The sequence below is a fragment of the Alkalimonas sp. NCh-2 genome (assembly GCF_039631345.1).
GTDB lineage: Bacteria > Pseudomonadota > Gammaproteobacteria > Enterobacterales > Alteromonadaceae > Alkalimonas > Alkalimonas mucilaginosa.
On the sequence record NZ_JBDIUV010000002.1, the window covers coordinates 409,748 to 434,578 of the forward strand.

Below are 24,831 nucleotides of genomic sequence, written 5' to 3' on the forward strand. Positions count from 1 at the left end.
TGTAAACGGCTGGTAAGGAGCTTTCAGATGCAACTTCGTATTGATGCTGTGACCAAGCAGTACGCCACGGTCACAGCGGTGAACCAGGTTAGCTTTCAGATCCAAAGTGGCGAAATTTTTGCTTTACTTGGCCCGAACGGAGCTGGTAAATCCTCCATTATTCGTATGCTGGTGGGCATGACGAAGCCCGATGCCGGCAGTATTTCAGTGTGTTATCAGGACCAAACCTTTCAGCATGTGCCACGGCGCTTACTGGGCTATTTGCCGGAAGACCGTGGCCTTTATGGTGATAAAAGTGTCGAAAAAAACCTGCTGTTTTTGGCGCAGTTGCATGGACTTGGCAAAGCGGAAGCACTGAGCCGGATGGTGCACTGGCTGGAAGTATTTGAACTAACTGAGCGGCGGCATGACGATTTGAAACAGCTGTCTAAAGGCAACCAGCAAAAAGTGCAGCTCATTGCAGCGGTACTGCACAAGCCGGCTCTGGTGATTCTGGATGAGCCTTTCTCTGGGCTGGACCCCATCAATCAGGAAAAAGTGGTCGATTTCCTCAAGCAGCTCAAGAAAAACGGCATGACAGTGATATTAAGTGCGCATCAGATGGCGATGGTGGAAAAACTGGCTGATCGCATGGTGCTGATGGCCAAAGGCGAGGTGGTGCTGGCTGGTACCCTGGCCGACATCCGCCAGCAGGCACAACCGGAGGTGCAAATTCAGTTAAGCAGCAAAGTGCCGTTGCCGGCTGATTGGTTGCGCAGTCTGGAGGCAGTGACCAGGGTGGAGCTGCCTCAGCCAGAGCAGGCACTGCTGACCTTGTCACCGGATGCTGACGTTGGCCCTGTGTTGCAGCAACTGCTGGGCCGGATTGAGCCGGAGCAAATTGCCATGCAAAAACCGGATTTGCATCAGTTGTACCTGAACGCTATGTCCAGGCATCAGCGGCAAACGCCACAGGAGGCCGCGGCATGATATCCCGTCAAAGTCTGATTGTGGCCCGCTGGGAGTTTCTGCGCTTCTTTAAATGGAAGCAGCAACTGATTTCATACTTGCTGATGCTGGCGGTGATGGGGGGCGGTTTTGCCTGGGTCTATCTGACCGATGAAAGCCGTCAGCAGTACCGTATTGCCGTGCCTGGCACACTGGTGGTGCAAAATACCGAACAGTTTGAGTTTCAGCGCCCCAGCATCGATCTGTCGCAGCAATTGCAGCAACTGCGCGATCACCAAACCTGGCATGCTGTTTTGGCCTATCAGGACAACAGTTGGGTCTTGTACACCGGTGCCAGCAGTAAATGGCTGCCACAATTGGAGCAGGTACTGCAAAGCTATTTTCAAATGCAACGGGCCGGTGATTTTGGTTTAACCGATGCGCAGCTGACCGAGCTGCAACAGCCAGAGCCAATAGCACGCAACTTTTTGGATGATGACTTTAAAGGTGAAGACACGCCGGAGAAGATGATTGCCTTTGCCGTGCTGATTTTATTGCTGATAGGCCTAAGCACTGCCTTTGGCCAAATTTTAATGAGCATAACCGGCGAAAAGCAGCAGCGGGTGACTGAGCAACTCTATGCCATTGTGACTCCGCAGCAATGGATGGATGGAAAGATGCTTGGTCATAGCTTCAGCGCCTTGAAAGCCATGCTCACCACCTTGCTGGTGATGTTGGTATTTTTCGTAGTGATATCTGTAATTGCCGGTGACGGCCTGGATCTGAGCTGGTTGAACTGGTGGGTTATTCTTTGGCTTATTCCCTTTGCATTGGCTGGGTTATTACTTTGTGCCTGCTTTATGGGGGCCATTGCTGCCTCGATAGATGATCCCAATACCAGCGGCAAAGGCGTGGTGATGATGGTCACCTGGTTGCCGCTGCTCTTTACCTATCTGGTGATTGAGAGCCCATCCGGCTGGGCTATGACGCTGCTGAGTTGGCTACCTGTCACGTCCTTTGCCGCCATGCCGGTGCGGATGTCGATGGTGGAGGTGCCCTGGTGGCAACTCAGCTTGTCGCTGGCATTGTTGCTGGCTGCGGTGTACTACATGCGTCGGCTCGGTGGGCGGATTTTCCTGCGTGGCATGCAAATGTACGGCAAAGAGCCCAGTTGGGGCGACATTATGCGCTGGGCATTGAGCCGTAAAGCAGACTAAAGCTGCAGACAAAGAGCCCGCAGCAGCGGGCTCTTTCGTTCACGCGTTGTGCTAATGCTTAAAACTCGTATTTATGGGCGCTAAACAGCGTCTGTACATCCAGCCAGATATTGCCGGGCTCGCCATCGCCCACCCACTGATCGTTGATTTGCACCACAGGCGCGACCTCTTTGCTGGAACTGGTTAACCAGACTTCATCGGCGGCCAGTACTTCAGCCCGGCTGATGGCGCGCTCTTCCACCGGGTAGCTGCTGTACTTGCGCAAAATCGCCAGCAAAATCAGTCGGGTAATGCCAGGCAGCAGCTCAGTACTCAGTGGCGGGGTAGCAATCACGCCGTCTTTGACCACAAACACATTGCAGGCGGCCGCTTCGGTCAAAAAGCCTTCGCGGTTAAATAAAATGGTTTCCTGCGCCCCCTGAGCGTAGCCTTGCTGGTAGTGCAGCACATTGCCAAGCAAAGAGGTCGATTTGATATGGCAGCGCTGCCAGCGCAAGTCGTCGGCGGTCACCACCCGGTAGCGCGGCGCTTTGTCTTTATCGGCTACTGGTGCCGGCGGGATCTCAAACACAAAGGCAAATACCGTAGGCCGGATATTCGCCGGAAAGGCATGATTGCGTTTTACATCGGTGCCGCGGCTCACCTGCAGATAAACCCCCAGGTTCTCTCCCATGCTCTGGTTTTTCGCCAGCAAATCCGTCAGCAACTGCTGCCAGTCGGCCAGGCTAAGGCCAGCGTCAATGCTCAGTTGCTCAAGGCCGCTTAACATCCGCTCCAGATGGGGCACCAGGCCAACAAAGTGGCCCTGGTAGGACGGCACTACTTCGTAGATGCCATCGCCAAATAAAAAGCCACGATCCATTGGCGAGATGCGGGCCTCAACAGCCGGCAGAAAGTCTCCATTTAAATACACAATACTCATAGTCATACTCAGCTAAAGCCACAGAGGGCACGTAAAGAGGTAATAACAGCAATGCCTTCACTGGCATCCAAGCTGTCTTCGGTCAAGGTATTCAGTCGGCTGACACCGTCCACACTGCCGCGGTCGGATAAATACTGCAAAATACGCAGCGGTTGCACCTGCGCCAGCAGATCCTGCTCGCGCCAGACGCTGAGCAGCGCAATCAGGCCATAAGCGCCCCAGTTGGAGACATCGGCCAGCAAAAGTTCATCGCACTCAGTCGCCGCCGGAATAATGTTGAGCTTGCTGACGGCGGCATTGATATTGCCCATGCCAATCTCATTGCCGCCATCGCCAATGGCCAGAGTAGGGCAGGCAGCCAGATGTAAAAAATCATCGAAGCTGGCGCAGCGGCTACTGATGTCTTCGCCCCGCATATTGTAATACCTACCATCCCGGGCCCGGCCGGGTCGTTCAATCGAGATCACGGCCTGTGGCTGATAATGCTGCAGGGCTTCGGCCGCCAGCGCCGCCAGATTTTGCGGACTGTTGATAGGCAGAGGATGGCAATGGTAATCGGTTTTTAGCACCGAATAGAGCGGATCGCCACACACCAGCACAGGTCGGGCTCCCAGCAGCTGCAGGCAATCGTACAGGGCTATGGCACCAACCGGGCCATCGGTTTCAAAGGTATCGGCAACCGGAAAACCGGTACCAATGAAGATCACCCCCTGGCATTGATTCAGGATACGGGCGGCGCGCAGGTAATAACCGGGGCGCAGGGCTCGTTGCAGCTGCTGCATGCCGCGTAAATTGCGCGCGACCAGCAAGTCTTCGATCTGACGACTGAGTGACAGCAAGGGCTTCATCAAAGCACCTCCAGTTGGCTGTGTTGTTGCCAAAAGCGTTGTTCCTGCAAATGCAGCAAATTGTGTGCCTGTTCGATACTAATGGCTGCAAATTGCAGCTCAAAGCCAGCCGAACGTTGTGCCAGTTGCCAGCAATCGAGCGACAACACCGAGCCAAGCTTGGGGTAGCCCCCAAGCGTTTGCCGATCGCACAGCAGCACAATGGGCTGACCATCCGGTGGTACCTGCACAGCGCCATAACAGATGCCTTCTGATAGCAGGCTGCTGCGCTGGCAGAGCAGTGGCGGGCCCTGCAGCCGGCAGCCCATCCGATCGGATTTAGGCGATATCTGGTAGGGGTGCTGATAAAAGCGTTGCCGCTCTGCGACCGAAAAGTCCTCGCACTGATAGCCTTCAATCAGGCGTAATGTCAGCGGGCTCTGGTAATCCGGCCAAAACCGCTCGGGCAGAGCAAACAGCGGCTGTGAAGTCATGGTCGCAGCTGGCTCCGTCAGCGGCAGCAATTGCCCGGCTTGTAGCTTGCCACCATCCAGGCCACCAATTCCTTCGCGCAGCACGGTGGCACTGCTGCCAAATTGCTGTGGCACCCTAAAGCCACCGGCGACGGCCAGGTAAGCTCGTACGCCAGACGTTGCCATACCCAGCTCAATGCGATCGCCTGCTTTGATGGCATGACCTTGCCATAAAGCTTTTGGCTTGCCGTTGATGCTAAGCGGCATAGCCGCACCGCAAACGGCAATGGCAGTATCTTGTTCGGCGCTCAGTTGTAAGCCGCCGAGTGTGATTTCCAGCGCGCAGCTGCCAGGCGTATTGCCAAGCAAAGCATTGGCCCAGCGAAAAGCATGGCCATCGGCCGGGCCTGCCGTAGTCAGGCCGAGCCGGCTTTGACCAAAACGCCCCTGATCCTGCAAGGTGCAAAGCAGGCCTGCTTGCTCAATACGAAAACCGCTCATAATACGCCTCCCAGGCGCAGAAACTCGGCTTTGTCGATTGCGGTAAAGCGTACCTGATCGCCCACTGCCACCGGCATGCTGGGCGTTTTGGCTGGATCAAACAGCTGCAGCGGGCACAGGCCCAGCAGATTCCAGCCACCAGGGGATTCAGCCGGATAGACCGCCGTCTGGCGATCGGCAATCGCTACGGCACCTTTGGGCACTTTGGCGCGGGGACTGTCCAATCGTGGGGTGGCAAGGCGTTCATCCACTTCACCCATGTAAGCAAAGCCAGGCGCAAAACCTATCGCATAGACCCGGTACAACGGCGCCTGATGCAGCTCAATCACTTGCTCGATGCTCAGTTGATGCAGCTTCGCCAGCCGGGTGAGATCCGGCCCGCTTTCTTCACTGTAATACACCGGCAACTCGACCAGTTTGCCAGCCTGCTGGCTTTCACCGCTTTGTGCCGCCAGGGCCTGTCGGATCCGAGCTTTCACTAAAAAATGATCCGTCTGCAGCGGGTTGTAGCTGACCAGGATAGAGGCATAGGATGGAGTGACATCCAGCAACACATCGGCTAATGCATGCTCTAGTTGCTGGCAGGCAGCAAGCACCCACTGATTGACCTCGGCCGACATCTGCTGCGGCGGGTAGAGGATCAGGCTGCTTTCACCGGCAATCTGAATGCTGTAATCAAGCATAAAAGCTAGCCTTGCAACAACTGACGAATATGTTGCACTTCGGCAATGGCGGCTTCGTTATCACCATGCACACAGAGTGTATCGGCTTGAAGCGCGAGGCGCTTGCCACTTTCCGTGATCACCACGCCTTCATTCACCAACAACAGTACCTGCGCCATCACTTCGGTTTTATCCAGCACGGCACCTGGCTTGCTACGCGGCATCAGCAAACCATCATCGGTATAACGCCGGTCGGCAAAGGCTTCAAACAGCAGCGAAATACCCAGCGCTTCGGCATCGGCCTGATGCTTTGCCTGTTCGGCTGTGGCCAGCAGCATCAGTGCCAGCGGTTTGTGGTAGCTTTGAATGGCTGTAAACACCGTCTGCAGAATAGCAGGGTCACGCATCATATCGTTGTAGAGGGCACCATGCGGTTTGACGTAGCTCAGCTCAAGGCCATGGACTTGTGCCATGCCATCCAGCGCCGCAATTTGATAATGCAGCAGATTCACCAGCTCTTCGGCTGTGCAGTTCATTGAGCGGCGGCCAAAGCCTTGTCGATCCGGGTAACTGGGATGAGCGCCGACTTCAACCCGGTAGTGTTTGGCCAGTGCTAAAGTGCGCTGCATCACGTCGGCATCACCGGCATGAAAACCACAGGCAATGTTGGCCATATCGATGTAAGGCATCACGCTGCTGTCCATGCCCATGGTCCAGCTGCCGTAACTTTCGCCCAGATCGCAGTTTAATTTCATGCTTCCTCCGGCTAAAACAACGCCAATTTTGAATTTGGAATATCGGTCACCAGCATGCAGCCCGGGCTGTGGGTAATACAAAATTCTGGTTTAGCTTCGGCAATGGCCAGTTGCGGTGTGACGCCACAGGCCCAGAACACCGGCACTTCGCCAGGCTTGATGCTGACGGCATCGCCAAAATCCGGCTGGGTTAAATCGGCAATGCCAATGGCGGCCGGATCGCCAAAATGCACCGGTGCACCATGCACCTGCGGAAAGCGGCTGCAAATCTGAATGGCACGAATGGCATCGGCTGGTTTCATCGGCCGCATACTCACCACCATAGGGCCGCTGAATTTACCGGCGCTTTGGCAGCGGATGTTGGTGCGGTACATCGGCACATTGACGCCTTCGGTAATGTTACGAATTTCCAGCCCATCAGCCAGCAGAGCTTCTTCAAACGAGAAGGAGCAGCCCAGGAAAAACGTGACCAAATCATCGCGCCAGAGCTCGCCAATATCCGGCAGCTCCTGCACCAGCTCGCCGTGGCGAAACAACCGGTAGCTTGGTAAGTCGCTGCGAATATCCAAATCGGCAGCAATAGCCGCAATGCCGGTATCACCGGGCTGGGCGGAGAGCGCCACGACAGGGCAGGGCTTGGGGTTGAGCTGACAAAACTGCAGAAAATCACTGGCATCGGCTTTTGGCAAGATCACCATATTGGCCTGCACAAAGCCAGCAGCCAGGCCCGAGGTATTGCCGCTGTGCTGTTGCCGCCGGCAGGCCAGGCGTACATCTTTGGGGTGACTGCTTTTGCTTAACATCAACGTCCTCTCAGGCATTCCGAATGGCTACAACCTACTAGTGCTACTTTATTATGAATAAACTATTTACTCAACAATGCGCAGTTAAAATAAATTATTCTTTAACGCTGCGGCAGTGCCCTCAGGGCACTTTGCTAATCATAGCATTATGCCTGTCAGGTTTGAGCCATGGATGTTCGTGATTTCTGGTTAATCCAGCGTTTTTGTTTGCGGACGGAAATGCTTTATTTCATCATTCTCAATCATCTGCTGTATCAATTGCTGCAATTTGGGCAGTATTTCCTGATGGGAGCTGGCTCGGGAGAAAGCCAGGTTGATGGTGCGGGCCTGGCGGAAGTTGAATTGATAACTGGCTTGTTTAAATTGATCGTGCAGTCTTGGGTTGTTGTGAATCACATTCACGGCACTTTGCGCCGGGCCAATCACCACATCGGCTTCTTGCAGCAACAACATGGCAAAGGCATCTTCCAGCGAGGCAGCCTGAATCAGACGGAACGAATCCTTGCTCAGCATCTGCTGCAACTCGGGGCTATACCCATAGTCATGAAGCACCACAATGTTCCGCTGCTTTATATCATCCCAACTGGCAATATCATCAGCCGTGCGCAGTAAATAAAGCGACTCAGGCTGTGCTTCATCGTAGGGGATTAAGTGCAGGAAACGCTCACGATCGACACTGTAATTTAAACTAACCATCAGATCGGCCTGACCAAGCTCCATTTTACGTAAGCAACGGCTAAAGGGAGTCAGGGGGGTTGGCCGGATAGTGATTGCCAGACGCTCGGCAATGGTTTGCATAAAATGTGCTGTTTTGCTTTCAGGCTTGTGCTCATGCGCCGGAGTGTGCCAATGATCATCCAGACACCAGATTAGCTCTGGAGGCTCATGGGCCATAAGATGCACAGAGTACAGCAGCGGCAAAAGCAGAATCCCTAACCGTAACATAGCATTCCCGGAAAAAATGATGGCATCACCAAGGGGTGTAAGCCATCATACGCATGGTAACAGCCAGGGTGCAAGTGCTTGTTGTCGCAAATGCCGGGATCAGGCTGTATGCGCTTTCATGCTTTGTTTTTTCTGCCATTGCTGCCAGAGGATCCGGACGATCAAGCCGGCAAGCAGGAGTGCAGCCGATAGCTCCAGCCAGTAGGGCAACACCGAGTGTTGGTGTTGCATGGCACTTTGCACCGAGATATCAAAGTACTGCAATGCAAAATCCAGCAACCAGCCAAAGAACACCGACATTACAATGACACCAAATAAGTAAGCAACCAGCGCCCGCATACCCAGCTCTTTGTACACCACGCTGATGGTCGCTATATTGGTAGCCGGCCCTGCTTGCATAAAGACCAGGGCAGCGCCGGGTGAAATGCCCATCATCATCAAGGCTGCAGCAATCGGGGTAGAGGCGGTTGCGCAGACGTACATCGGCACGGAAATCAGTACCATCAACAACATGGTCCAGATGCTGCTGCCGTATTTTGCCAATGCGTCCATTGGCACCAGGGTTTGCACCAGAGCCGCAAAGAATAAGCCAATCATCAGCCACAGATAAAAATCGCTCAGCAGTTTGCCGGTACTATAGGCTATGCCATCTTTGGCTTGTAGCCATAGCTTTTGTGGCCGGGATAGCTGGGCTGCTGGTGCTTTGTTAGCAGCGCAGCAAGCCGGTTTGACTGACTCTGGTGCTGGAGTGGCAGCTTTGTTGCTGGCACAGCAGCTTTTGACCGGAGCTTCTGTTTTAGTGTTACTGTCGTGTCCGGTAGCTTTACCCACCAAGAGGCCGGAGGTAATGGCGCTTAAAATAGCAGCGACAGGCCGGACAATGGCCATCAGCGGGCCAAGCAACACATAGGAAACTGAAATCGAGTCGACACCGGTTTCCGGTGTGGCACTTAAAAATGCTACGGTCGCTCCTTTGCCGGCACCACCGCGTCGCAATTGCATCGCTGCCGGGATCACACCGCAGCTGCACAGAGGTAATGGGGCGCCCAGCAAAGCACCTTTTATCACAGGTTTGACGCCATCGCCCCCGAGCTGCTGTTGCAACCAATCCATTGGGATCCAGGCCTTCATAATGGCAGCCACCAGCAAACCAACCAACAGCCAGGGAGCTGATAACACAAAGAGTTGCCAGAAGTTGTCGATAAAACTTAGCATGATGTGTGCTCCTTATGTTGTTCTGTTTGGGGTGGTTTACCTTGTTCCAGAGCTGTAAGGATGGAGCATTCAGTAGCACTTATTGGCCCACCGCAACAGGCGGCATCCAGTTGCTGCAGCGCCTGATGAAACTGTTTCAAATCCAGCATCTGCTGCTCAATCTCCAGCATTTTTTGCTGCACTTTGTCTTTGACATCGGCACAGTGCCATTCGGCTTTATTGTCTTCTATCTGCAACAACTCGCGAACCTGCTGCAAACTAAAGCCGACCGCTTTGGCACGCAGAATAAAGTTTAGTCGCTGACTGTCTGCTTCACGGTACAGCCGATAGCCGGCATCCGAGCGAGCGCTCGGTTTTAATAACTGCTGCTTTTCGTAAAAACGGATGGTATCCACACTGACCCCATGCCGTTTGACCAACTCACCAATTTTCATCGCCATCCTCCTGTCTGGATCTTAGTATAAACCCTTGAGCTTACTCCAGAGTCAAGGCGATGTATTTGGTTGTTGACAGCCGGTGGATTGGGGGTAGCCCCCACTGGGCTGTTGCTAATGCTTGCAATTTCATATTAACACCATTGTTTTTATCTCGCTGCATTGTTAATGTATGGTTTTTTATTGCTTCGATTCATTATGCAAAGTGGCAGGTATTTAAACATGGCTGGATTAATTAATAATCTGCGGGCTAAGGGCCAGGGAATTACTGAGTATGCAATTATTGTGGCACTGGTCGCGGTCAGTGCTTTGACAGCCTTTAGTTATTTTGGCGGTACTCAGCGCAATCAGGTTGCAGGTTTAAGTCAAGAGGTCGCCGGACAGTCCTCAGAAGCCGCAATCAGCAGAGCCAGGCGGGATGCCGACAGGGCAACAATAGCAGCTGCAAAACCGGGTGGTATGGGGCACTACGATAGTTCAGAGGCAGGCATACCGGGCAATGGCGGCGGTGGTGCTGGAGGTGGCGGTGGCGGAGGTATTGGGATCCCTCCCGGAGGTATTGGGACTCCCCCCGGAGGTGGCGACAACTTATTACCACCGGGCGATGACTTTTTCCTCCCGCCCGGCGGGGGTGGCATGTGTCCCATTGGCCCGGCCCAGCAGGCAATGGCTATGCAACTGGAGTGCGGTGTGCCACCGGACGAACCATGCAGTGATGCAATCACAGAGATTTCGACAGAGGTTCTGCAGCAAATTTTCAACTCGGCTGCTATTCCGCAAAGCCGTATCGATGCTATCGCTGATGAGTTGAATGCCGCGTTGCAAAACCCGGCGGTCAGCAACCTTATTAATACCAAATCTAAAATGGCGCATTTCCTTAGTCAGGTTCAACAAGAAGTTGGGCCAACCATGCGTTTAACCGAAAACCTCAATTACACTGTTGACGCCCTGAAAAGTACCTTTAGTTACTTTCGGGCCAATCCGGATGAAGCCGAGTTGTACGGCCGAAAACCCGGCCAGGCAGCCAATCAGGAAGCGATAGCTAATCGTGCCTATGGCAATAGATACAATAATGGTGATATTGATTCAGGGGATGGTTGGCGCTATCGGGGCCGTGGTATGATTCAACTGACATTCAGAGCCAATTACGAGACCTTTACTACCCGGCACAATGCAATTTGGCAGGACGATTTTCAGGATTTTATTGCCGAGCCAGAATTGCTGGCTGAAGAAAAATACGCCGTTCGTTCAGCGTTGCTTTTCTGGCAAACCAATAATCTGGCAACGATTGCCGAGCAGGGGGTCAGTTGCAGCCAGGCGGATGCGATCACTGCGGTGGTGAATTTACACACCAGCAGTTATGCTCAGCGCTGTAATAACCTAAACAATATTATGAATTTGTCGCATTTTGAGTTATGTCCATCCCCATCAGGAGCCAATACACAATGATGAAAAGTAAACCTTTCCTGGTTACGCTGTTAGCAACTTTCTTCGCTGCTGCTTGTTACCCGGTCGATAGTGAGCAAAAGGCGGTTGATGCCCGTGTTGCCGAAGCCTCCTTTTTAACAGCAGAAACCCTCCCTGAGGTGGAAGTTTTTCGCTCATATCAACAAGTACCAGCATTGTCGGTCGCGGCACAACAAAAGGCGATGGATTTTATAGTGGATGGTGAGGAAGATATTTATGTGCGTTTGCAAAACAGTGCAGGTAAGACGGTAGACAGCTGGGTAGCCGATAGTCCTGATTATGAAATCCCTGTGCTGGCAGACGCTTTTTATAGCAGGATCTGTGAGCAGGATACCTTGGTTCTGGTGCTGGAGAAAGGGGTGAGTACAGGCGTTAGTACAGGTAAGGTTTACATCAATGCGTTATTTGAACCTGCCTCCGGTGAGTGGCTTACCACTTTCCTTGGCGCAGAAGTGACAGACAGAAAGTCCGGTGAGTTGTTTGTAAACAATCAAAAAGCACTGCTGCAAAAGCTGAAAGCAGGCGCTAACACGAACTGCCCTGAACTGCTGGACCCTGCTGCTATGAGTCAAGCGCTGAACTGGTTGCTGGAGGAGCACTAAGCTTATCTGTTGCAGAGTGACAAAGCAGGCCAGGTTATGCAGGTAGCCGGTACAGCTAACGCAACAGCAGTATTTTAATAGCCAGCGCAAAGCACAAACCTGCCGGGACCAAAGCCGCCGTGCGCAGGTTTTTCAACCACTGGGCTGTCAGAGGGGAAGCTGGCAGCAGTTGCCGTAAACACAACAGCGTAAAGCCCATTGCAATTAGCCCACAAAACAGCGCCAAAAACCAAAGCGTCATAAACTCTTTGATCACCACCTGCTCTGGGTGATCCGGTGCATAGAGCACCGTCAGGGTTTTTCCTTTATCTTTTTGGCTGCTCGAGCGGTGGCGGTAGGGGGCATGTTCTATTAATTGATTGGTGGGGGTACGAAATTGCACTATGGTCTCAGTGCTTCTGCTCCTGTTTCGGCTTCGTTGTGTGTTACTTAACCGCACATCTGTAATAACTGCTTCCACGGCCTCGCTTTGCTCAATAAAGACAAACCGTTTATGGACGACCATAGCAGCCAGGCTCCAGAAAAAAATGGCTAGCAACAGATAGATAAAGGTTCGCATACATAGTCCTTATAGCGGGCGGTGTCGATCAGCGGCTCAGGCCTGGGTTGTGGGAAACTGCGCCACCAAAGCATCAATCAGTTGGTGAAACAGCTGCAGTTCTTGCACAAAAGCTAACCCAGCCTGGCTTTGTGTGATGGGCTCGTCAATAGCTGGCAGAGCCACCAGTTGCTTCGCCGGCAGCAACAGCAATAAACTATTGCCGCTCAGGTTAGCTCTTAGTTTGTCGCTAAACAGCTGGCTTAACTGTTCCAGTCGGGTCATGACGGCCGGAGTTAACCAGCTCCTTGCGGAAATCTGATCCGTCGCCATAACGGAAAAGCGGGTAGTGAAATCGCTGTTTTCCAGATGGACCCTTGATGCAGAACTCTCCAGGCAAGGCATATTGATCGAAGTAGAGCCGGCAAAATGTTTAGGCAGCGTCAATAATACCAGTTGGCCACAAAACAGCTGAGTATCCTGCTGGTTGTAGAAACTCACTTGTACCAGTTCCCAGGCGCAACCACGATGATTGCCCCGGAAGTAATCACTTTGTTCGGAACGAGCTACTGTTTTGCCGGGGTGCAGGCGGTTGTCACCAAAGTGCAAGCGCTGAACAAAAAGGCTTGGGTCGAGTTGCCCGTTCTGCTGGTAGCTGATATTGGCGAAGTTTCTTGCTAATGCAGGCACAAAGTGATGGCGGAAGTGCTCACTAAAAGCTTGGTAGTTTGGCAGCATAACCTCGCGTACGGTAAGAAACAACAAAAAGAGCCCTGTGATGATTGTGATAAGCAGCAGGTTTAACCATTGGTTCAGAGGAAATAGCCACACACAGAGGAACAAATACAGCAGCAGGCTAGGGATTGCTACTTTGCGGACTGGCCAGGCACTGCGTATCAATTGTTGCCTAAGTTGCTCCAGTGCTGCACTGTCTTGCTCTGTCACCACCAGACTGGGTTGATTGCTGGCTGCCGCATTGCTCTGCTGAGGGGGAGCTTCAGGCGAACGGCGCCATCGTTGCACAAAACCATGCAACTCAGCCTGCAGCAATGAAAGCGCCTGACGGCTACGCTGGGCTTTATTCAGCCAGCCATCCATCAGTGCCTTGTTGTGATCGGGTTGGTGGGAAGTATTCTGCATCTTTAGTTAACAAGCTCAGCCCAGCAAGTCGGCAGCATGAACGTTCTGGCGCTCAACATTATCGGCTTCGTAAAAAGGAAAAGGCTCTACGTTGGTTAACTTAACCAGCAGGCTGCCGGGGAAAATTTCGCAGCTGTTGCGTAGCCGGCGGACAGACGTATTGTAAAAACGCCGTGCCGCCGCAATGTTGGCTTCAACTTCCTGATAGGTGTGCTGGGCCGTGATCATAGGCTGGGCAGAGGTGAGCTCCGGGTAGGCTTCGGCCTGCACCATAAAACGTCCCATGGTCTGCTGCAATTGTTGCTCCAATGCAAAATGATGCTCAATATCTTTGGCACTTTGGCTTTGTTCGGTCTTTTGCAGGGCAGAGAATGCCTCAGACCGCAACCGGGTGATCTGTTCCAGCAAGGCTTGCTCGTGTTGCATAAAGCGTCTGGCAATGGCCAGGACGTTGGGGATTAAATCGTGACGTTTCTTTAGCTGCACATCAATGCCAGATAATGCATCCAGCACAGCGTTGCGCCGCGAAATAATAGCGACATACCAGCAGTATCCTATCAGCAGAGCAAGCAGCGGCAGGCCATAAAGCATCAGCTCAGGCATGGTAAACCCTCTAAAGTCGTTTATTCAAACCTATTGTAAGCACAGAGCCATAAGCAAACAAGCAGATTACCCGCCAGCCAGAATTTTACTACAAGATTGGCTCAAAAAATAAACGATGCATTCTCATTCATTATTCGTTCATGTTGTTTGTGTACTGTGTTGATTTCATGTTTTTAGGAGGTCAAATGTTAAAGAAAGTTTTAGGCGCGTCACTGCTATCGACACTGTTGATTGGTTGTGGCGGCTCAGGCAGTTCTTCATCCGAAGATACCGGATCCGGCGGTGGGAATACCGGCAGTCATGATATTCAAATCTCTGGCGTAGTGACTTATGAAAGCCCGATGGCTGGTGTGCAGGTCTGTGCCGATTTAAATAAAAATCTGCGCTGTGACGACGGTGAGCCAACTGCCACTACCACCACGGATGGCAGCTATCAGCTCAACTGGACATCTGGCAGCCAAGATCCGGATTATTATCTGTTGGCCTACTGGCCTAAAACTAGCGACCTGATCCCACTGACCACCATTAGTCAAAACTCTGATGAAATAGCGATTGGTGCTTTAAAGCAGCATCAGGGAGCCATCAATCCATTAACCACATTAACGCTTGATGCCTTGCGGGTTGCCATTCAGCAAGGCTACAACAGCACACAGCAACAGCAGCTCCTGACCGATCTTAACCTGTTGCACGCAGATATTTATCAACTTCCTGCCAACGAGGTGTATCAGAAAGTTTTCGAAGCCGAGCATTACCTTGCTCTGATGAAATTACATATCCGGCTGATCGTTGAAACCTTGCTGGTCGCCGGAGAAATGCATGCCAAGGCTCCAGCTCAGGTCGTGCAACAGTTGCATCAAGAGCTGCTGGCCCGGATGCAGGCTGAAAATTTATCCGTGCTTGAACTCTTTGGCCAGCATGCCGAAGAAATATCTGCCCGGGTAGAGCAAGTGCTGTTTGAGTTGGGGTATGGCAATGCCAATGAAAGTGAAGGTGAAGGCTCCACACCACCTTTTAATGCATCGGTACTGAATGCTGCAGATTGGGAAGTGGTAAAAGCCTCCTTGTTCCGGACGGAACCGCGTGAGTTTTACCTGAAACTGGATACCCTGACCAGAGCACATGCAGAGCTGGTCTATGGTGAAGACAGTATCGCCATCGTCCAGGGGCAACTTTTCGATGACGCCAACTGGGATCTTGTTGTAACTCAATGCTGGAATAACGAGCGTCAGCAATGGGTGCATCAAGACGATATCGAGCTGCTGCTGACTAACCAGACAGACAACAGCATTGATGCCGACTTTGTTGGCAGTGGTGTGCCATTGCGTTACCGTTTTAGCAAAATTGACACCAGCAGTGAGCAATGGAATACCCTGATTGAAGACAGTTATGAGCATTTCCGCCTCTATGAGCTGGATTGGCCTGAGGTGGTGTATCGCTATGAAATGCAGCTGCCTGAACCGGTGTTATGCCGTGAGTTGGATTACAACACAGAACCTGCTGCTCCATTGTTAGCTGACAGTGTGCAACAGCTGAACACCCAGGATGTGGCTGAAATGTTTTTCCCGCAAGAGTTTGCCGAAGGCAAAGTCACGGCAGATAACGAAGCGCAGCGCTTTACCATCAATGTAAGCCGTCATTACGAGTGGCAATTGGTAACAGCCCCAGATAACTCCCAGTTAATCCGGCTGTCGACATACGGCGAAATCTATCCGAATGCAGAGACCACTTACTACTTCGCTGAAGATGGCCAGATGTTTGAAGTGGAGCTGATCACGCCTGAGACTTTTGAACAGATTAAAGCGCATAGTTTGTATCTGGCATTACCAGAGGAACTAGCTCTTTCGCTGGAGCAGCATTTGCGTGCGGTCTTTAACTAGTTGCCAGCCCGACATGGCATGTCGGGCCGGTATTGGTTTTATCCGAAAGCACTAACAATCTTATCGAGGCTTTCAGAACCAAAGGGCACCTTAAATCACCGGTGCCCTTATTTTTTGTAAAAAGCAGGCTGATTCCTTTAAATCTACTTACATTTTTGCTGGTGAAAAACATTGAAAGCAAATTGCTATTCTGCAGGCTCTCTTTGATAATGCGTTGGATTTCCATAACCAAAGCCATCATCACCGGCGGGAGCAGATGCCATTCATTGGCTGTGATGGCATGGGCAATGGTTGCATACCGAAAAAGGACGAAAGGATGATAGAAATACAACACCTTGCCAAAGCCTTTGCCGTAGGCAAGACATCCAAGCTGTCGGAAAGCGAAAAACAGGATGTGCGCTACAGCAAAACCGCGTTTCACTCAGTGCGGGATGTGAGCTTTCATTGCGAACAGGGCGAAGTGCTGGGCTTGCTTGGCCCTAATGGCGCCGGCAAAACCACCACCTTACGGATGTTATCGACTGCGCTGAAACCAGATGCGGGCTCAGTGCTGATTAATGGGGTGGATGTTTTAAAGCAGCCACTTAAAGCCAGGCAGCAAATTGGCTTTTTATCGGCCGATACCGGCTTGTATGGCAAACTCACCGCAACAGAAAACATCGCTTACTTTGGTCGCCTGCATGGCATGAAAGAAACGGCTTTACAACAACGCATTGAAGAGCTTTTTACGCTGCTTAATATGCATGATTTTGCCAACCGCCGCGCTGATAGTATGTCGACCGGGATGAAACAAAAAACAGCCATCGCCAGGGCTGTGGTGCATCGTCCGAAAGTGGTCATTCTGGATGAGCCCACCACAGGGCTGGATATTATGACGGTACAAACGGTACTGGACTTTATTCAATCTTTAAAAACACTGAAAACTCCTGTGATTTTTTCAACACACCATCTGGATGAAGTCGCCGCCCTCTGTGATCGGGTGGTTGTCATTGATAAAGGCATCAGTACATTCTCCGGCACCCTGGATGATTTTCGTCAGCAATCGGCTAATAGGCATTTAAGAGAGGCGTTCTTAGCCGTGATTAATCAGCCAAACCTGGCCACAACACAAGGAGCTGCCTGATGTGGCAAGTGTATTGTAAAGAACTTACAGAATTACTGCGTGACAGAAAAACACTTATTTTTGTGATCTTGCTGCCTATTTTGGTGTTTCCGGTACTGTTTGCATTAATGGGCGTCGTGCTTAGCAGTACAACCCATAAAGCCATGCAGGAAGTGCACCGCTATGTGATCGTCAACCCAGAGCAGGCACCGCACTTTGCCGAGGCCTTGTTCTACCATAAAAACTTTCAGCGGGTGGAGTCGGATCTGACTGAGCCAGCCCAGCTTATTGCGGCCATTCGTGCGGATGAGTTTGATCTGGCGCTGGTGATCCCGGCAGACTTCAAGCAACAGCAGCAGGCCGTTGAGCAGAGCGAGTGGCAGTTAATTTACAATCAGTCGTCTCAGCTTGACTTTTTGTACCAGTACTTCAATGAATTAATGCGGAAGTTTACAGAAGATCTGCAGATTGCCAGCCTGAGCCAACTTGGGGTCGATCCGGACCGTCTTGCTTCTATTTTACGGCCGGTTGAAGTGCAACGAATTGATACCGCCGATCAGCGTGAAAATTTGGGCGAGAAAATAGGCGCTTTCATTGCCTATGTGCTGATCCCTCTTTGCCTGATGGGGGCCTCGTATCCTGCGATTGACATGGGAGCCGGGGAAAAAGAGCGGGGCACCTTAGAAACCTTGCTGATTTGTCCGGTTAGCCGCACCGCCATTGTACTTGGCAAGTTTCTTACCGTGTTAACTACCGGTCTTGCCACCACACTGATTACTGTCATTAGTTTTGGTGGCTGGGCGGCAGTGATCAGCTCCTTTGCCGGCCTGGATGTCGTAGCCACTGTGTTATCCAGTATCTCAGCGACCGATTTGTTGTTGATTTTCCTGATGTTGCTGCCTATTTCCGCGATCTTTGCTTCTTTGCTGTTGGCGATTTCCATTTACGCCAAAACCTTTAAAGAGGCACAAAACTATATGAGCCCCTTGTCCTTTGTGGTTTTGTTGCCGCTGGTGGCTGCGATTTTGCCTGGTGTAAAGCTCAATGCTACTACGGCCATGGTCCCTCTGACCAACGTGGCCCTTGCCATTAAAGAGTTGATCAAAGGCACCGTCGATTATGGCTTGTTGTTGATGATTTTTATCTCTACCGTAGTAGTAGCCGGTGCCCTGGTTGCTTTTTGTGTGCACTGGTTCCAGCAGGAAAAGGTGTTGTTTCGGTAGGCAGCGGAGCTGCCGTTACCGCCACGTAGCGGCTAGTTATGGCCGGTTACCGCTGGCAAAGCCAGCTAGTGACCGGTCCTGAGACCAGGTTATCGTCTTTAATCAATAAATACTATTGATAATAGTTATTAATTAGATTAGGATCACCCTATCAACTGATGAGGTGATCTATGTACGTCTGCCTGTGTAAAGCGGTAACCGATAAAGCCATTAAGCAACATGTGGCCAATGGTGTTCGTTCTATGCGCGAACTGCGTGCGTGCAGTGGCCTGGGCAGTCAATGTGGTCAGTGCACCTGTCAGGCCAATCAAATCTTGCATAATGAGCTGGTGCTAACTGGTGCGCAGGACTATGAATTAGCGCACGAAGTTGCCTAACCTTTCTGTATATTAATTCTGTTTTTCTGCATTTCTATTCTTTTTCTGCGTTCACTGGTTCTCATTATCGCTCTTTTACGGCATACTGCTCTGGTTCTCAGTTAACCGGAGCTTTTGCATGCAGACCATCAAGCAAGTTGCCGTTGTCGGCGGTACACATGGTAATGAATTCTCAGGTATTTACCTGATCCGAAACTACCAGCATAAGCCTGAGTGGTTGCAGCGCCAAAGCTTCCATGCCTGGACTTTATTTGCCAACCCCGAGGCGTATGCTGCCAATAAGCGTTATCTGGATGCCGACTTAAATCGCCAGTTCCGGCGCGAGGACCTGGATAACCCTGAGCTGAGTAATTACGAGCAAAGCCGGGCTAAAGTCATTGATGCTGTGCTTGGGCCTAAAGGCAACCCTAAAGTCGACCTGGTGATAGATTTACACAATACCACCAGCAATATGGGACCGGTGCTTATCCTTACCCAGGCCGGAGACTTTTACAACCAACTGGCAGGCTATGTCAAAATGAAGATGCCGGAAGCGGTGATCAGCTGCGATGAAGATCACTTGCCGGCAGAAGAACATAAGTTGCTCTGTACCACAGGCCGTTACGGTGTCATTGTCGAAGTAGGGCCGCAGCCGCAGTCGGTGCTCCGGCAAGATGTACTGGAGCAAATGCATGACATGACCCAGCACATTCTGGATTTTGTTGATTTATACAACCGTAAGCAGTTACCGCAGTTGCCAGCCGAAGTAGAAGCTTACCGCTATTTGCACAGCATCAAGCTACCGGTGAATGAGCAGGGCGAGCGTCTTGGCATGGTGCACAGCAATGTGCAGGATCAGGATTTTAAGCCAATCAAACCGGGTGATCCCATCTTTAAGTTGTTTGATGGCCACCAGCTGGTCTATGAAGGGGATAGCGAGGTCTACCCGAGCTTTATTAACGAAGCAGCCTATTACGACAACAACCTGGCGATGTCATTGAATGAGAAAATTACCCTGGTGGTGCCGCCTGTGGCAGGTAACTAGCTGGCATCGCCAGCGGTCACCAGCTCGCACAGCGAGCGGTAACCAGGCCATCTGGGCCGCTCACTGCTGCTTAGCGGCCTCTTGCTCCAGCTCTTTACGTATGGCCGGTAAATCCGGCCGGCATAACAGATACGTCAGCGGTCTGGTTACTGCCGGGTACACTACAATCAGCGCTATGGCGTAAGGAATAATGCGCCAGTCGTTGGCTTGGGCCATCAGCAGAAAGAACACAAATAAAATAACCAGCTTGATAATGTTTAGCAGGAACTTTTTCGGCACCGGCAAGCGATCGGCTGCAGTGCGCATCACCTGCATCCGCTCGGCAAATTTCAACCCTTCAAGCTCTGGAATACGTTGGCTGTTGAAAAACATCAGCTACCTCAATCTATAATCTGCGTAAATTGTATCAAAGCCTGCGAAGAAAGTCGCCGGATGCCGCAAAAACTGTATTTGCGGACACTCTGATTTTCTTTTACAGTTTTAAGCTTTGATTGGCTCAAAATAAAAAGGTGTACTATGCGCATTTTAGTGACCGGTGGTGCCGGCTTTATTGGCTCTGCACTAGTGCGCTATCTGATCAATGACACAACCCATCAGGTTCTGAATGTTGATAAACTTACCTATGCCGGTAATCTGATGTCGCTGCATCAGATTGCAGATAATCCGCGCTATCAGTTTGTGCGGGCCGATATTTGCGAGCAGGCCATGATGCAGCAGTTGTTGCAGCAATTTCAGCCCGATATCATCATGCACTTAGCGGCAGAAAGCCATGTTGATCGCTCTATTGATGGTCCGGCAGCTTTTATTCAAACCAACATTGTGGGCACTTACAGCTTGCTGGAAGCCAGTCGTCAGTATTGGCAAAGCCTGCCTTTGGAGAAACGGCAGAGCTTTCGCTTTCATCATATCTCAACCGATGAAGTCTACGGCGACTTAGCCGGCACCGATGCCTTGTTTACTGAAACAACACCCTATGGCCCAAGCTCGCCATACTCAGCCAGCAAAGCCAGTTCAGACCATTTGGTACGGGCCTGGCAACGCACCTATGGCTTGCCGTGCGTTATCAGCAACTGCTCGAACAATTATGGCCCTTATCACTTTCCGGAAAAACTGATCCCGCTCACCATTTTAAATGCTCTGGCAGGGAAACCCATACCGGTCTATGGCAATGGCCAGCAAATCCGCGATTGGCTGTACGTCGAGGACCACGCCAGAGCTCTTTTATGCGTTGCCACCCAAGGCCAGGTAGGTGAAACCTACAACATCGGCGGCCACAACGAAAAACAAAACATCGAAGTAGTAAAGACCATTTGCAGCATCCTGGACGAGTTAGCGCCGATGCATCAGCGTGCTTTTCCACTTAACACTCAACACTCAACACTCAACACTGATAATCCAACGCTCAACATTCAACATTACGAAAGTTTACTAACTTTCGTAACAGACCGTCCAGGCCACGATCTACGCTACGCCATCGATGCCTCAAAGATAGAGCGCGAACTGGGCTGGGTGCCTCAGGAAACGTTCGAAACGGGTCTGCGCAAAACGGTGCAGTGGTATCTGGCTCGTCGGGATTGGTGGGAGCCGCTTTGCGGCGGTCACTAACAGCTTCGCGCTAACCAGGAGACTTATGAAACTACTCATCACCGGCAGCTCAGGTCAGGTTGGCACCGAGCTAAAGCAGCAACTGGCAGGGCAGGGTGAACTGTTTACACCAACAAGGGCAGACCTGGATCTGGCCAATGCGTCTGCAGTGCGGGCCTATCTGGCACTGCATCGGCCGCAGGCGATTATCAATGCCGCCGCCTATACCGCGGTAGACCAGGCTGAAACCGAGCAGGAAGCAGCATGGGCATTGAATGCCCATCTGCCGGAACTCTTGGCCCGTTACTGCGCTATAAACGGCGCTTATCTGCTGCATTACTCCAGCGATTACGTTTACCCGGGAACAGGCACCGAGCCCTGGCAAGAAGACAGCCAAACCGGCCCGCTCAACCACTACGGTAAAAGTAAGCTACAAGGCGATTTTGCGGTGCTGGCGCAGTGCCCGCAAGCGGTAATTTTTCGCACCAGCTGGGTCTACTCGGCCCATGGTAAAAACTTTCGCAACACCATACTGCGCCTGGCCAAAGAGAAAACGGAGCTTAGCATTGTGGCCGATCAAATCGGCGCACCCACCCCAGCCAGCCTGATTGCTGCCATCAGTGTGCAGACACTGCAGCGCTACCAGCAAGGCCAGCCCATCGCTGGCGGGGTCTATCATCTGGCCTCACGTGGCTACTGCAGCTGGTACGACTTTGCCAAAGCCATTGTTCATCAGGCCATCAAGCAAGGGGAAACGCTTGCTTTGAAGCCAGAGGCCATTCATCCCATCTCCAGCAGCGACTACCTAACGCTGGCCAAACGGCCGCTGAACTCACGGCTTTGTGTCGATAAGCTGGAACATGCACTTGGCATCTGCTTGCCTGAATGGCAGCAGCTGCTTGCGTCGATGACGCAGTAACTAGCTGGCTACGCAAGCGGTCACTAGCTCTCAAAGCGAGCGGTAACTAGGCTCTTCGGGCCGGTCACTAGTTGCCTGCGGCAACGGTCTAGTCTGTAATAGACAGAAAACAGACAAGGTGCTACATTGTACTTAATTTGTAACACATGAGGCGTAGCCATGAGTGACGCAACCTTTACCTTCCGGGTCGATGAAGCGTTGAAAAGCCAGTTTGCCCAAGCAGCCAAATCTCGCGATCGTAGCGGGGCCCAGCTGCTGCGGGATTTCATGCGGGAGTTCGTACAGCAACAGCATCTGGCCACAGAGCACGATGATTGGTTTCGCCGCCAAGTAAAGATCGGCCTGAATTCGGCGAATACAGGCAACTTGGTGCCCGCCGCAGAAGTAGAAGCCAAATTTGCGGCTCGTCGTGCTTCAACACGTCGTAGGCTCAAATCATCTGAATGATGGAATTGCTTTGGACGCCTGAGGCAATACAAGACCGCGATGCCATTTATGACTACATAGAAGCCGATAACCCCACCGCAGCCTTGGCTCTCGATGAGCTATTGTCAGAAAAAGCTTCGCGCTTAGCCGAGTACCCTAACCTCGGTCGTCTTGGCCGCGTAACTGATACACGCGAGCTGGTTGCTCATCAAAACTATGTTATCGTTTATGACGTGGTCGGGGAGCAAGTTCGCGTGCTTCGAATTCTTCACGCTGCTCGACAGTGGCCGCCGTCCGGTATCGCATGACGTTGCTTCGCGACTGGTCACTAGCTCGCAAAGCGAGCGGTAACTAGCCGCTTCGCGGCGGTCACTAGTTGCCCGCGGCAACGGTCACTAACACCAGCAAAGCTCCTGCTGTTATAATTCACCCCCAACAGCTAGCAGAGCCCCTGAACGCCTATGCACATTCAGCCTTTGACTATCCCCGATATTGTATTGATGACGCCAAAAGCGCATCAGGATGAGCGGGGTTTTTTTATGGAAAGTTTTAACCTGCGCAGTTTTGCGCAAGCGATCAATGGCCGCTATGGTTTTGTACAGGACAATCACTCTCACTCCAAAAAGCAGGTGTTGCGTGGCTTGCATTATCAGTTCAGGCAACCGCAAGGCAAGCTGATCCGTGTCTTGCAAGGCAGCATTTACGATGTGGTGGTGGACTTACGCCAAAGCTCAGCCACTTTTGGTCAGTGGCTTGGCGTGGAGTTATCCGCAGCAAGCCAGCAGCAGCTTTGGATCCCTCCAGGCTTTGCTCATGGCTTTTTAACTTTAACAGAGAGTTCCGACGTACTGTATAAAACAACGGATTACTACAGGCCGGAAGATGAGCACTGCATTCGTTGGGACGATACCCATCTGGCCATAGCCTGGCCACTGCAAGGCCCGCCTATGCTGTCGCAAAAGGATCAGCAAGGGGTGCCGTTCAGCCAGGCGCAACTGTTCGGCTGATCCACCTGCCAAGCCATGCACTGGTGCATCGGCAACACAGGCTGGTATACTCCGGCCATTGGAACCTTTGTTGCTAACCTCACTCAAATCGACTCAGAGGGCTAGCACCGCTATAAGCAGAATAAACAGGACAATCCATGACAGCACATATCGCAGTTTTGGGCGGTGGCAGCTTTGGCACCGTGATTGCAAATATTATGGCCGAAAACGGCTACCCGGTTCGTCAATGGCTGCGTGATGAAAGTACCGCCATCGCGATGAACCAGCAGCATGAAAACAAACGCTACCTGCCAGGCTATCAGTTATCAGAGCAGCTAACGGCCAGCACCGATATGCACTGGGTTATTGCCGGTGCCGAAGCCGTTTTTGTTTCCATTCCCAGCAGCAGTTTCCGTCAGGTGGTTCAGCAAGCTAAGCCTTGGCTCACTACAGAGCAGCTTCTTATCAGTACCACCAAAGGGGTGGAGGCCAGCAGCTTTAAGTTAATGAGCCAAATCCTGCAAGAAGAGTTGCCCGGGGGTCGCATTGGTGTGCTTAGTGGCCCAAACCTGGCCAAAGAAATTGCACAAGGTCATATCACGGCTTCCGTGATTGCCAGTGACGACCCAGCGTTGTGCGGACGGGTGCAGCATATTTTGTGCAGCAAAAGCTTTCGTGCCTATGCCAGCACCGATGTGTATGGGGTCGAGTTGGGGGGGACCCTGAAAAACATCTATGCCATTGCCTCTGGCTTAAGTGCGGCTCTTGGAGTGGGCGAAAACACCAAAAGCATGCTGATTACCCGCAGTCTGGCAGAAATGAGCCGCTTTGCGGTTGCCAAAGGTGCCAACCCCATGACCTTCTTAGGGCTTTCAGGCATAGGCGATTTAATTGTTACCTGTACTTCACCGTTAAGCCGTAACTACCGGGTTGGTTTTGCATTAGGGCAGGGCAAAAGCCTGGATGATGCAGTGGCCGAGCTTGGCGAAGTGGCCGAAGGGGTAAACACCTTAAAAGAAGTAAGGCAACAAGCCAGTGAACATGATATCTACATGCCCTTAGTGATGGGGCTCTTTGAGGTGGTATTTAATCATGCACCAGTGAAGCAGGTGATTGCCAATATGATGGGCAATCAGCCCAATGTTGATGTGGACTTTGCTGTCTGAGTAAGCCCTTAGTGCGCTGGGGGCATCAATCAGCTCAGTAGCATCTGCGATGAATAAAAGGTAGAATCCGGCGGTTACTAAGTGGAATTGCCAATTCAAAAAAGATGGAGTAATGC

29 protein-coding genes are annotated in these 24,831 nt (G+C 51.8%); 15 read left to right on the top strand and 14 right to left on the bottom strand.

Features of this window, described 5'->3' with window-relative positions; all coding sequences use genetic code 11:
• Positions 1 to 27: 27 nt before the first annotated feature.
• Positions 28 to 969 (top strand): ATP-binding cassette domain-containing protein, encoded by a 942-nt coding sequence (locus tag ABC502_RS07080; RefSeq protein WP_345915364.1) that lies wholly within the window; start codon positions 28 to 30, stop codon positions 967 to 969.
• Positions 966 to 2,144 (top strand): ABC transporter permease, encoded by a 1,179-nt coding sequence (locus ABC502_RS07085; RefSeq protein WP_345915365.1) that lies wholly within the window; start codon positions 966 to 968, stop codon positions 2,142 to 2,144. Before ABC502_RS07080 ends, ABC502_RS07085 begins: the two co-directional genes overlap by 4 nt.
• A 58-nt stretch (positions 2,145 to 2,202) precedes the next feature.
• Here ABC502_RS07085 and ABC502_RS07090 read toward each other — a convergent pair whose 3' ends face one another.
• From ABC502_RS07090 to zntR, 9 genes are all read right to left on the bottom strand, one after another.
• The gene (locus ABC502_RS07090; RefSeq protein WP_345915366.1) at positions 2,203 to 3,066 is read right to left on the bottom strand and encodes a D-amino acid aminotransferase; all 864 of its coding nucleotides are present in this window, start codon (positions 3,064 to 3,066) and stop codon (positions 2,203 to 2,205) included.
• 8 nt (positions 3,067 to 3,074) lie between these two features.
• Positions 3,075 to 3,914 (bottom strand): DUF4392 domain-containing protein, encoded by an 840-nt coding sequence (locus tag ABC502_RS07095; RefSeq protein WP_345915367.1) that lies wholly within the window; start codon positions 3,912 to 3,914, stop codon positions 3,075 to 3,077.
• A complete protein-coding gene (locus ABC502_RS07100) occupies positions 3,914 to 4,867 on the bottom strand; it encodes a biotin-dependent carboxyltransferase family protein (protein ID WP_345915368.1) in 954 nt (317 codons plus the stop codon). The genes ABC502_RS07095 and ABC502_RS07100 overlap by 1 nt, the downstream gene beginning before the upstream one ends.
• The gene (gene pxpB, locus ABC502_RS07105) at positions 4,864 to 5,550 is read right to left on the bottom strand and encodes a 5-oxoprolinase subunit PxpB (protein WP_345915369.1); all 687 of its coding nucleotides are present in this window, start codon (positions 5,548 to 5,550) and stop codon (positions 4,864 to 4,866) included. Before pxpB ends, ABC502_RS07100 begins: the two co-directional genes overlap by 4 nt.
• Positions 5,551 to 5,555: 5 nt before the next feature.
• The gene (locus ABC502_RS07110; protein WP_345915370.1) at positions 5,556 to 6,284 is read right to left on the bottom strand and encodes a 5-oxoprolinase subunit PxpA; all 729 of its coding nucleotides are present in this window, start codon (positions 6,282 to 6,284) and stop codon (positions 5,556 to 5,558) included.
• Positions 6,285 to 6,295: 11 nt separating this feature from the next.
• Positions 6,296 to 7,087, bottom strand: coding sequence for a putative hydro-lyase (locus ABC502_RS07115; RefSeq protein WP_345915371.1), 792 nt, complete (start codon positions 7,085 to 7,087; stop codon positions 6,296 to 6,298).
• Between the two features lie 189 nt (positions 7,088 to 7,276).
• Positions 7,277 to 8,032, bottom strand: a complete 756-nt coding sequence (locus ABC502_RS07120; protein ID WP_345915372.1) for a transporter substrate-binding domain-containing protein — start codon at positions 8,030 to 8,032, stop codon at positions 7,277 to 7,279.
• Between the two features lie 99 nt (positions 8,033 to 8,131).
• Positions 8,132 to 9,247, bottom strand: a complete 1,116-nt coding sequence (locus ABC502_RS07125) for an SO_0444 family Cu/Zn efflux transporter (RefSeq protein WP_345915373.1) — start codon at positions 9,245 to 9,247, stop codon at positions 8,132 to 8,134.
• A complete protein-coding gene (gene zntR, locus ABC502_RS07130; protein ID WP_345915374.1) occupies positions 9,241 to 9,681 on the bottom strand; it encodes a Zn(2+)-responsive transcriptional regulator in 441 nt (146 codons plus the stop codon). The genes ABC502_RS07125 and zntR overlap by 7 nt, the downstream gene beginning before the upstream one ends.
• 222 nt (positions 9,682 to 9,903) lie before the next feature.
• Between zntR and ABC502_RS07135 the strand changes: the two genes are divergently transcribed.
• On the top strand, positions 9,904 to 11,130 hold the full coding sequence (locus tag ABC502_RS07135; protein ID WP_330086349.1) for a hypothetical protein: 1,227 nt from the start codon (positions 9,904 to 9,906) through the stop codon (positions 11,128 to 11,130).
• Positions 11,127 to 11,750, top strand: coding sequence for a hypothetical protein (locus tag ABC502_RS07140; RefSeq protein ID WP_345915375.1), 624 nt, complete (start codon positions 11,127 to 11,129; stop codon positions 11,748 to 11,750). The genes ABC502_RS07135 and ABC502_RS07140 overlap by 4 nt, the downstream gene beginning before the upstream one ends.
• A gap of 55 nt (positions 11,751 to 11,805) precedes the next feature.
• Here ABC502_RS07140 and ABC502_RS07145 read toward each other — a convergent pair whose 3' ends face one another.
• From ABC502_RS07145 to ABC502_RS07155, 3 genes are read right to left on the bottom strand one after another with little or no spacing between them, the layout of a single operon-like run.
• Entirely contained in the window at positions 11,806 to 12,309 is a 504-nt protein-coding gene (locus ABC502_RS07145) for a DUF3592 domain-containing protein (RefSeq protein WP_345915376.1), read from the bottom strand.
• Between the two features lie 36 nt (positions 12,310 to 12,345).
• The gene (locus tag ABC502_RS07150) at positions 12,346 to 13,428 is read right to left on the bottom strand and encodes a DUF3137 domain-containing protein (protein ID WP_345915377.1); all 1,083 of its coding nucleotides are present in this window, start codon (positions 13,426 to 13,428) and stop codon (positions 12,346 to 12,348) included.
• Positions 13,429 to 13,443: 15 nt separating this feature from the next.
• Positions 13,444 to 14,031, bottom strand: a complete 588-nt coding sequence (locus tag ABC502_RS07155; RefSeq protein WP_345915378.1) for a LemA family protein — start codon at positions 14,029 to 14,031, stop codon at positions 13,444 to 13,446.
• 185 nt (positions 14,032 to 14,216) lie between these two features.
• On the opposite strand from ABC502_RS07155, the gene ABC502_RS07160 reads away from it, so the two are divergent.
• Positions 14,217 to 15,908, top strand: a complete 1,692-nt coding sequence (locus ABC502_RS07160; protein ID WP_345915379.1) for a hypothetical protein — start codon at positions 14,217 to 14,219, stop codon at positions 15,906 to 15,908.
• On the opposite strand, the gene ABC502_RS07165 is transcribed toward ABC502_RS07160, so the two are convergent.
• The gene (locus tag ABC502_RS07165) at positions 15,901 to 16,242 is read right to left on the bottom strand and encodes a hypothetical protein (protein ID WP_330086355.1); all 342 of its coding nucleotides are present in this window, start codon (positions 16,240 to 16,242) and stop codon (positions 15,901 to 15,903) included. The two genes, ABC502_RS07160 and ABC502_RS07165, sit on opposite strands and share 8 nt — an antisense overlap.
• Between ABC502_RS07165 and ABC502_RS07170 the strand changes: the two genes are divergently transcribed.
• The 4 genes from ABC502_RS07170 to ABC502_RS07185 all read left to right on the top strand — a co-directional run bounded on the left by ABC502_RS07170 (position 16,225) and on the right by ABC502_RS07185 (position 19,634).
• Complete coding sequence (locus tag ABC502_RS07170; RefSeq protein ID WP_345915380.1) at positions 16,225 to 17,031, top strand: ATP-binding cassette domain-containing protein; 807 nt, start codon at positions 16,225 to 16,227, stop codon at positions 17,029 to 17,031. The genes ABC502_RS07165 and ABC502_RS07170 overlap by 18 nt on opposite strands.
• A complete protein-coding gene (locus ABC502_RS07175) occupies positions 17,031 to 18,233 on the top strand; it encodes an ABC transporter permease (protein ID WP_330086357.1) in 1,203 nt (400 codons plus the stop codon). The genes ABC502_RS07170 and ABC502_RS07175 overlap by 1 nt, the downstream gene beginning before the upstream one ends.
• Positions 18,234 to 18,403: 170 nt before the next feature.
• Positions 18,404 to 18,610 (top strand): bacterioferritin-associated ferredoxin, encoded by a 207-nt coding sequence (locus ABC502_RS07180; RefSeq protein ID WP_330086358.1) that lies wholly within the window; start codon positions 18,404 to 18,406, stop codon positions 18,608 to 18,610.
• Between the two features lie 118 nt (positions 18,611 to 18,728).
• Positions 18,729 to 19,634 (top strand): aspartoacylase, encoded by a 906-nt coding sequence (locus tag ABC502_RS07185; RefSeq protein WP_345915381.1) that lies wholly within the window; start codon positions 18,729 to 18,731, stop codon positions 19,632 to 19,634.
• A gap of 60 nt (positions 19,635 to 19,694) precedes the next feature.
• Here ABC502_RS07185 and ABC502_RS07190 read toward each other — a convergent pair whose 3' ends face one another.
• A complete protein-coding gene (locus ABC502_RS07190; RefSeq protein WP_330086360.1) occupies positions 19,695 to 20,006 on the bottom strand; it encodes a DUF6170 family protein in 312 nt (103 codons plus the stop codon).
• 144 nt (positions 20,007 to 20,150) lie between these two features.
• Here ABC502_RS07190 and rfbB point away from each other — a divergent pair, with 144 nt between their 5' ends.
• From rfbB to ABC502_RS07220, 6 genes are all read left to right on the top strand, one after another.
• The gene (gene rfbB, locus ABC502_RS07195; RefSeq protein ID WP_345915382.1) at positions 20,151 to 21,239 is read left to right on the top strand and encodes a dTDP-glucose 4,6-dehydratase; all 1,089 of its coding nucleotides are present in this window, start codon (positions 20,151 to 20,153) and stop codon (positions 21,237 to 21,239) included.
• Between the two features lie 25 nt (positions 21,240 to 21,264).
• Positions 21,265 to 22,137, top strand: a complete 873-nt coding sequence (gene rfbD, locus ABC502_RS07200; RefSeq protein ID WP_345915383.1) for a dTDP-4-dehydrorhamnose reductase — start codon at positions 21,265 to 21,267, stop codon at positions 22,135 to 22,137.
• 159 nt (positions 22,138 to 22,296) lie between these two features.
• Positions 22,297 to 22,584 (top strand): hypothetical protein, encoded by a 288-nt coding sequence (locus tag ABC502_RS07205; protein ID WP_345915384.1) that lies wholly within the window; start codon positions 22,297 to 22,299, stop codon positions 22,582 to 22,584.
• Positions 22,584 to 22,871 carry a type II toxin-antitoxin system RelE/ParE family toxin gene (locus ABC502_RS07210; protein WP_330086406.1) on the top strand — a complete coding sequence of 96 codons (288 nt, stop codon included), beginning with the start codon at positions 22,584 to 22,586 and terminating at the stop codon, positions 22,869 to 22,871. Before ABC502_RS07205 ends, ABC502_RS07210 begins: the two co-directional genes overlap by 1 nt.
• 153 nt (positions 22,872 to 23,024) lie before the next feature.
• Positions 23,025 to 23,570 carry a dTDP-4-dehydrorhamnose 3,5-epimerase gene (gene rfbC / locus ABC502_RS07215; protein WP_330086371.1) on the top strand — a complete coding sequence of 182 codons (546 nt, stop codon included), beginning with the start codon at positions 23,025 to 23,027 and terminating at the stop codon, positions 23,568 to 23,570.
• A 137-nt stretch (positions 23,571 to 23,707) separates the two neighbouring features.
• Positions 23,708 to 24,715 (top strand): NAD(P)H-dependent glycerol-3-phosphate dehydrogenase, encoded by a 1,008-nt coding sequence (locus ABC502_RS07220; protein WP_345915385.1) that lies wholly within the window; start codon positions 23,708 to 23,710, stop codon positions 24,713 to 24,715.
• Positions 24,716 to 24,831: the final 116 nt, after the last annotated feature.

What these genes read in the sequence shown, in the direction of transcription:
- ABC502_RS07080 (WP_345915364.1), top strand. Translation starts at nt 28, where the DNA reads ATGCAACTTCGTATTGATGCTGTGACCAAGCAGTACGCCACGGTCACA.
- ABC502_RS07085 (WP_345915365.1), top strand. Translation starts at nt 966, where the DNA reads ATGATATCCCGTCAAAGTCTGATTGTGGCCCGCTGGGAGTTTCTGCGC.
- ABC502_RS07090 (WP_345915366.1), bottom strand. Translation starts at nt 3,066, where the DNA reads ATGAGTATTGTGTATTTAAATGGAGACTTTCTGCCGGCTGTTGAGGCC.
- ABC502_RS07095 (WP_345915367.1), bottom strand. Translation starts at nt 3,914, where the DNA reads ATGAAGCCCTTGCTGTCACTCAGTCGTCAGATCGAAGACTTGCTGGTC.
- ABC502_RS07100 (WP_345915368.1), bottom strand. Translation starts at nt 4,867, where the DNA reads ATGAGCGGTTTTCGTATTGAGCAAGCAGGCCTGCTTTGCACCTTGCAG.
- pxpB (WP_345915369.1), bottom strand. Translation starts at nt 5,550, where the DNA reads ATGCTTGATTACAGCATTCAGATTGCCGGTGAAAGCAGCCTGATCCTC.
- ABC502_RS07110 (WP_345915370.1), bottom strand. Translation starts at nt 6,284, where the DNA reads ATGAAATTAAACTGCGATCTGGGCGAAAGTTACGGCAGCTGGACCATG.
- ABC502_RS07115 (WP_345915371.1), bottom strand. Translation starts at nt 7,087, where the DNA reads ATGTTAAGCAAAAGCAGTCACCCCAAAGATGTACGCCTGGCCTGCCGG.
- ABC502_RS07120 (WP_345915372.1), bottom strand. Translation starts at nt 8,032, where the DNA reads ATGTTACGGTTAGGGATTCTGCTTTTGCCGCTGCTGTACTCTGTGCAT.
- ABC502_RS07125 (WP_345915373.1), bottom strand. Translation starts at nt 9,247, where the DNA reads ATGCTAAGTTTTATCGACAACTTCTGGCAACTCTTTGTGTTATCAGCT.
- zntR (WP_345915374.1), bottom strand. Translation starts at nt 9,681, where the DNA reads ATGAAAATTGGTGAGTTGGTCAAACGGCATGGGGTCAGTGTGGATACC.
- ABC502_RS07135 (WP_330086349.1), top strand. Translation starts at nt 9,904, where the DNA reads ATGGCTGGATTAATTAATAATCTGCGGGCTAAGGGCCAGGGAATTACT.
- ABC502_RS07140 (WP_345915375.1), top strand. Translation starts at nt 11,127, where the DNA reads ATGATGAAAAGTAAACCTTTCCTGGTTACGCTGTTAGCAACTTTCTTC.
- ABC502_RS07145 (WP_345915376.1), bottom strand. Translation starts at nt 12,309, where the DNA reads ATGCGAACCTTTATCTATCTGTTGCTAGCCATTTTTTTCTGGAGCCTG.
- ABC502_RS07150 (WP_345915377.1), bottom strand. Translation starts at nt 13,428, where the DNA reads ATGCAGAATACTTCCCACCAACCCGATCACAACAAGGCACTGATGGAT.
- ABC502_RS07155 (WP_345915378.1), bottom strand. Translation starts at nt 14,031, where the DNA reads ATGCCTGAGCTGATGCTTTATGGCCTGCCGCTGCTTGCTCTGCTGATA.
- ABC502_RS07160 (WP_345915379.1), top strand. Translation starts at nt 14,217, where the DNA reads ATGTTAAAGAAAGTTTTAGGCGCGTCACTGCTATCGACACTGTTGATT.
- ABC502_RS07170 (WP_345915380.1), top strand. Translation starts at nt 16,225, where the DNA reads ATGATAGAAATACAACACCTTGCCAAAGCCTTTGCCGTAGGCAAGACA.
- ABC502_RS07175 (WP_330086357.1), top strand. Translation starts at nt 17,031, where the DNA reads ATGTGGCAAGTGTATTGTAAAGAACTTACAGAATTACTGCGTGACAGA.
- ABC502_RS07180 (WP_330086358.1), top strand. Translation starts at nt 18,404, where the DNA reads ATGTACGTCTGCCTGTGTAAAGCGGTAACCGATAAAGCCATTAAGCAA.
- ABC502_RS07185 (WP_345915381.1), top strand. Translation starts at nt 18,729, where the DNA reads ATGCAGACCATCAAGCAAGTTGCCGTTGTCGGCGGTACACATGGTAAT.
- ABC502_RS07190 (WP_330086360.1), bottom strand. Translation starts at nt 20,006, where the DNA reads ATGTTTTTCAACAGCCAACGTATTCCAGAGCTTGAAGGGTTGAAATTT.
- rfbB (WP_345915382.1), top strand. Translation starts at nt 20,151, where the DNA reads ATGCGCATTTTAGTGACCGGTGGTGCCGGCTTTATTGGCTCTGCACTA.
- rfbD (WP_345915383.1), top strand. Translation starts at nt 21,265, where the DNA reads ATGAAACTACTCATCACCGGCAGCTCAGGTCAGGTTGGCACCGAGCTA.
- ABC502_RS07205 (WP_345915384.1), top strand. Translation starts at nt 22,297, where the DNA reads ATGAGTGACGCAACCTTTACCTTCCGGGTCGATGAAGCGTTGAAAAGC.
- ABC502_RS07210 (WP_330086406.1), top strand. Translation starts at nt 22,584, where the DNA reads ATGGAATTGCTTTGGACGCCTGAGGCAATACAAGACCGCGATGCCATT.
- rfbC (WP_330086371.1), top strand. Translation starts at nt 23,025, where the DNA reads ATGCACATTCAGCCTTTGACTATCCCCGATATTGTATTGATGACGCCA.
- ABC502_RS07220 (WP_345915385.1), top strand. Translation starts at nt 23,708, where the DNA reads ATGACAGCACATATCGCAGTTTTGGGCGGTGGCAGCTTTGGCACCGTG.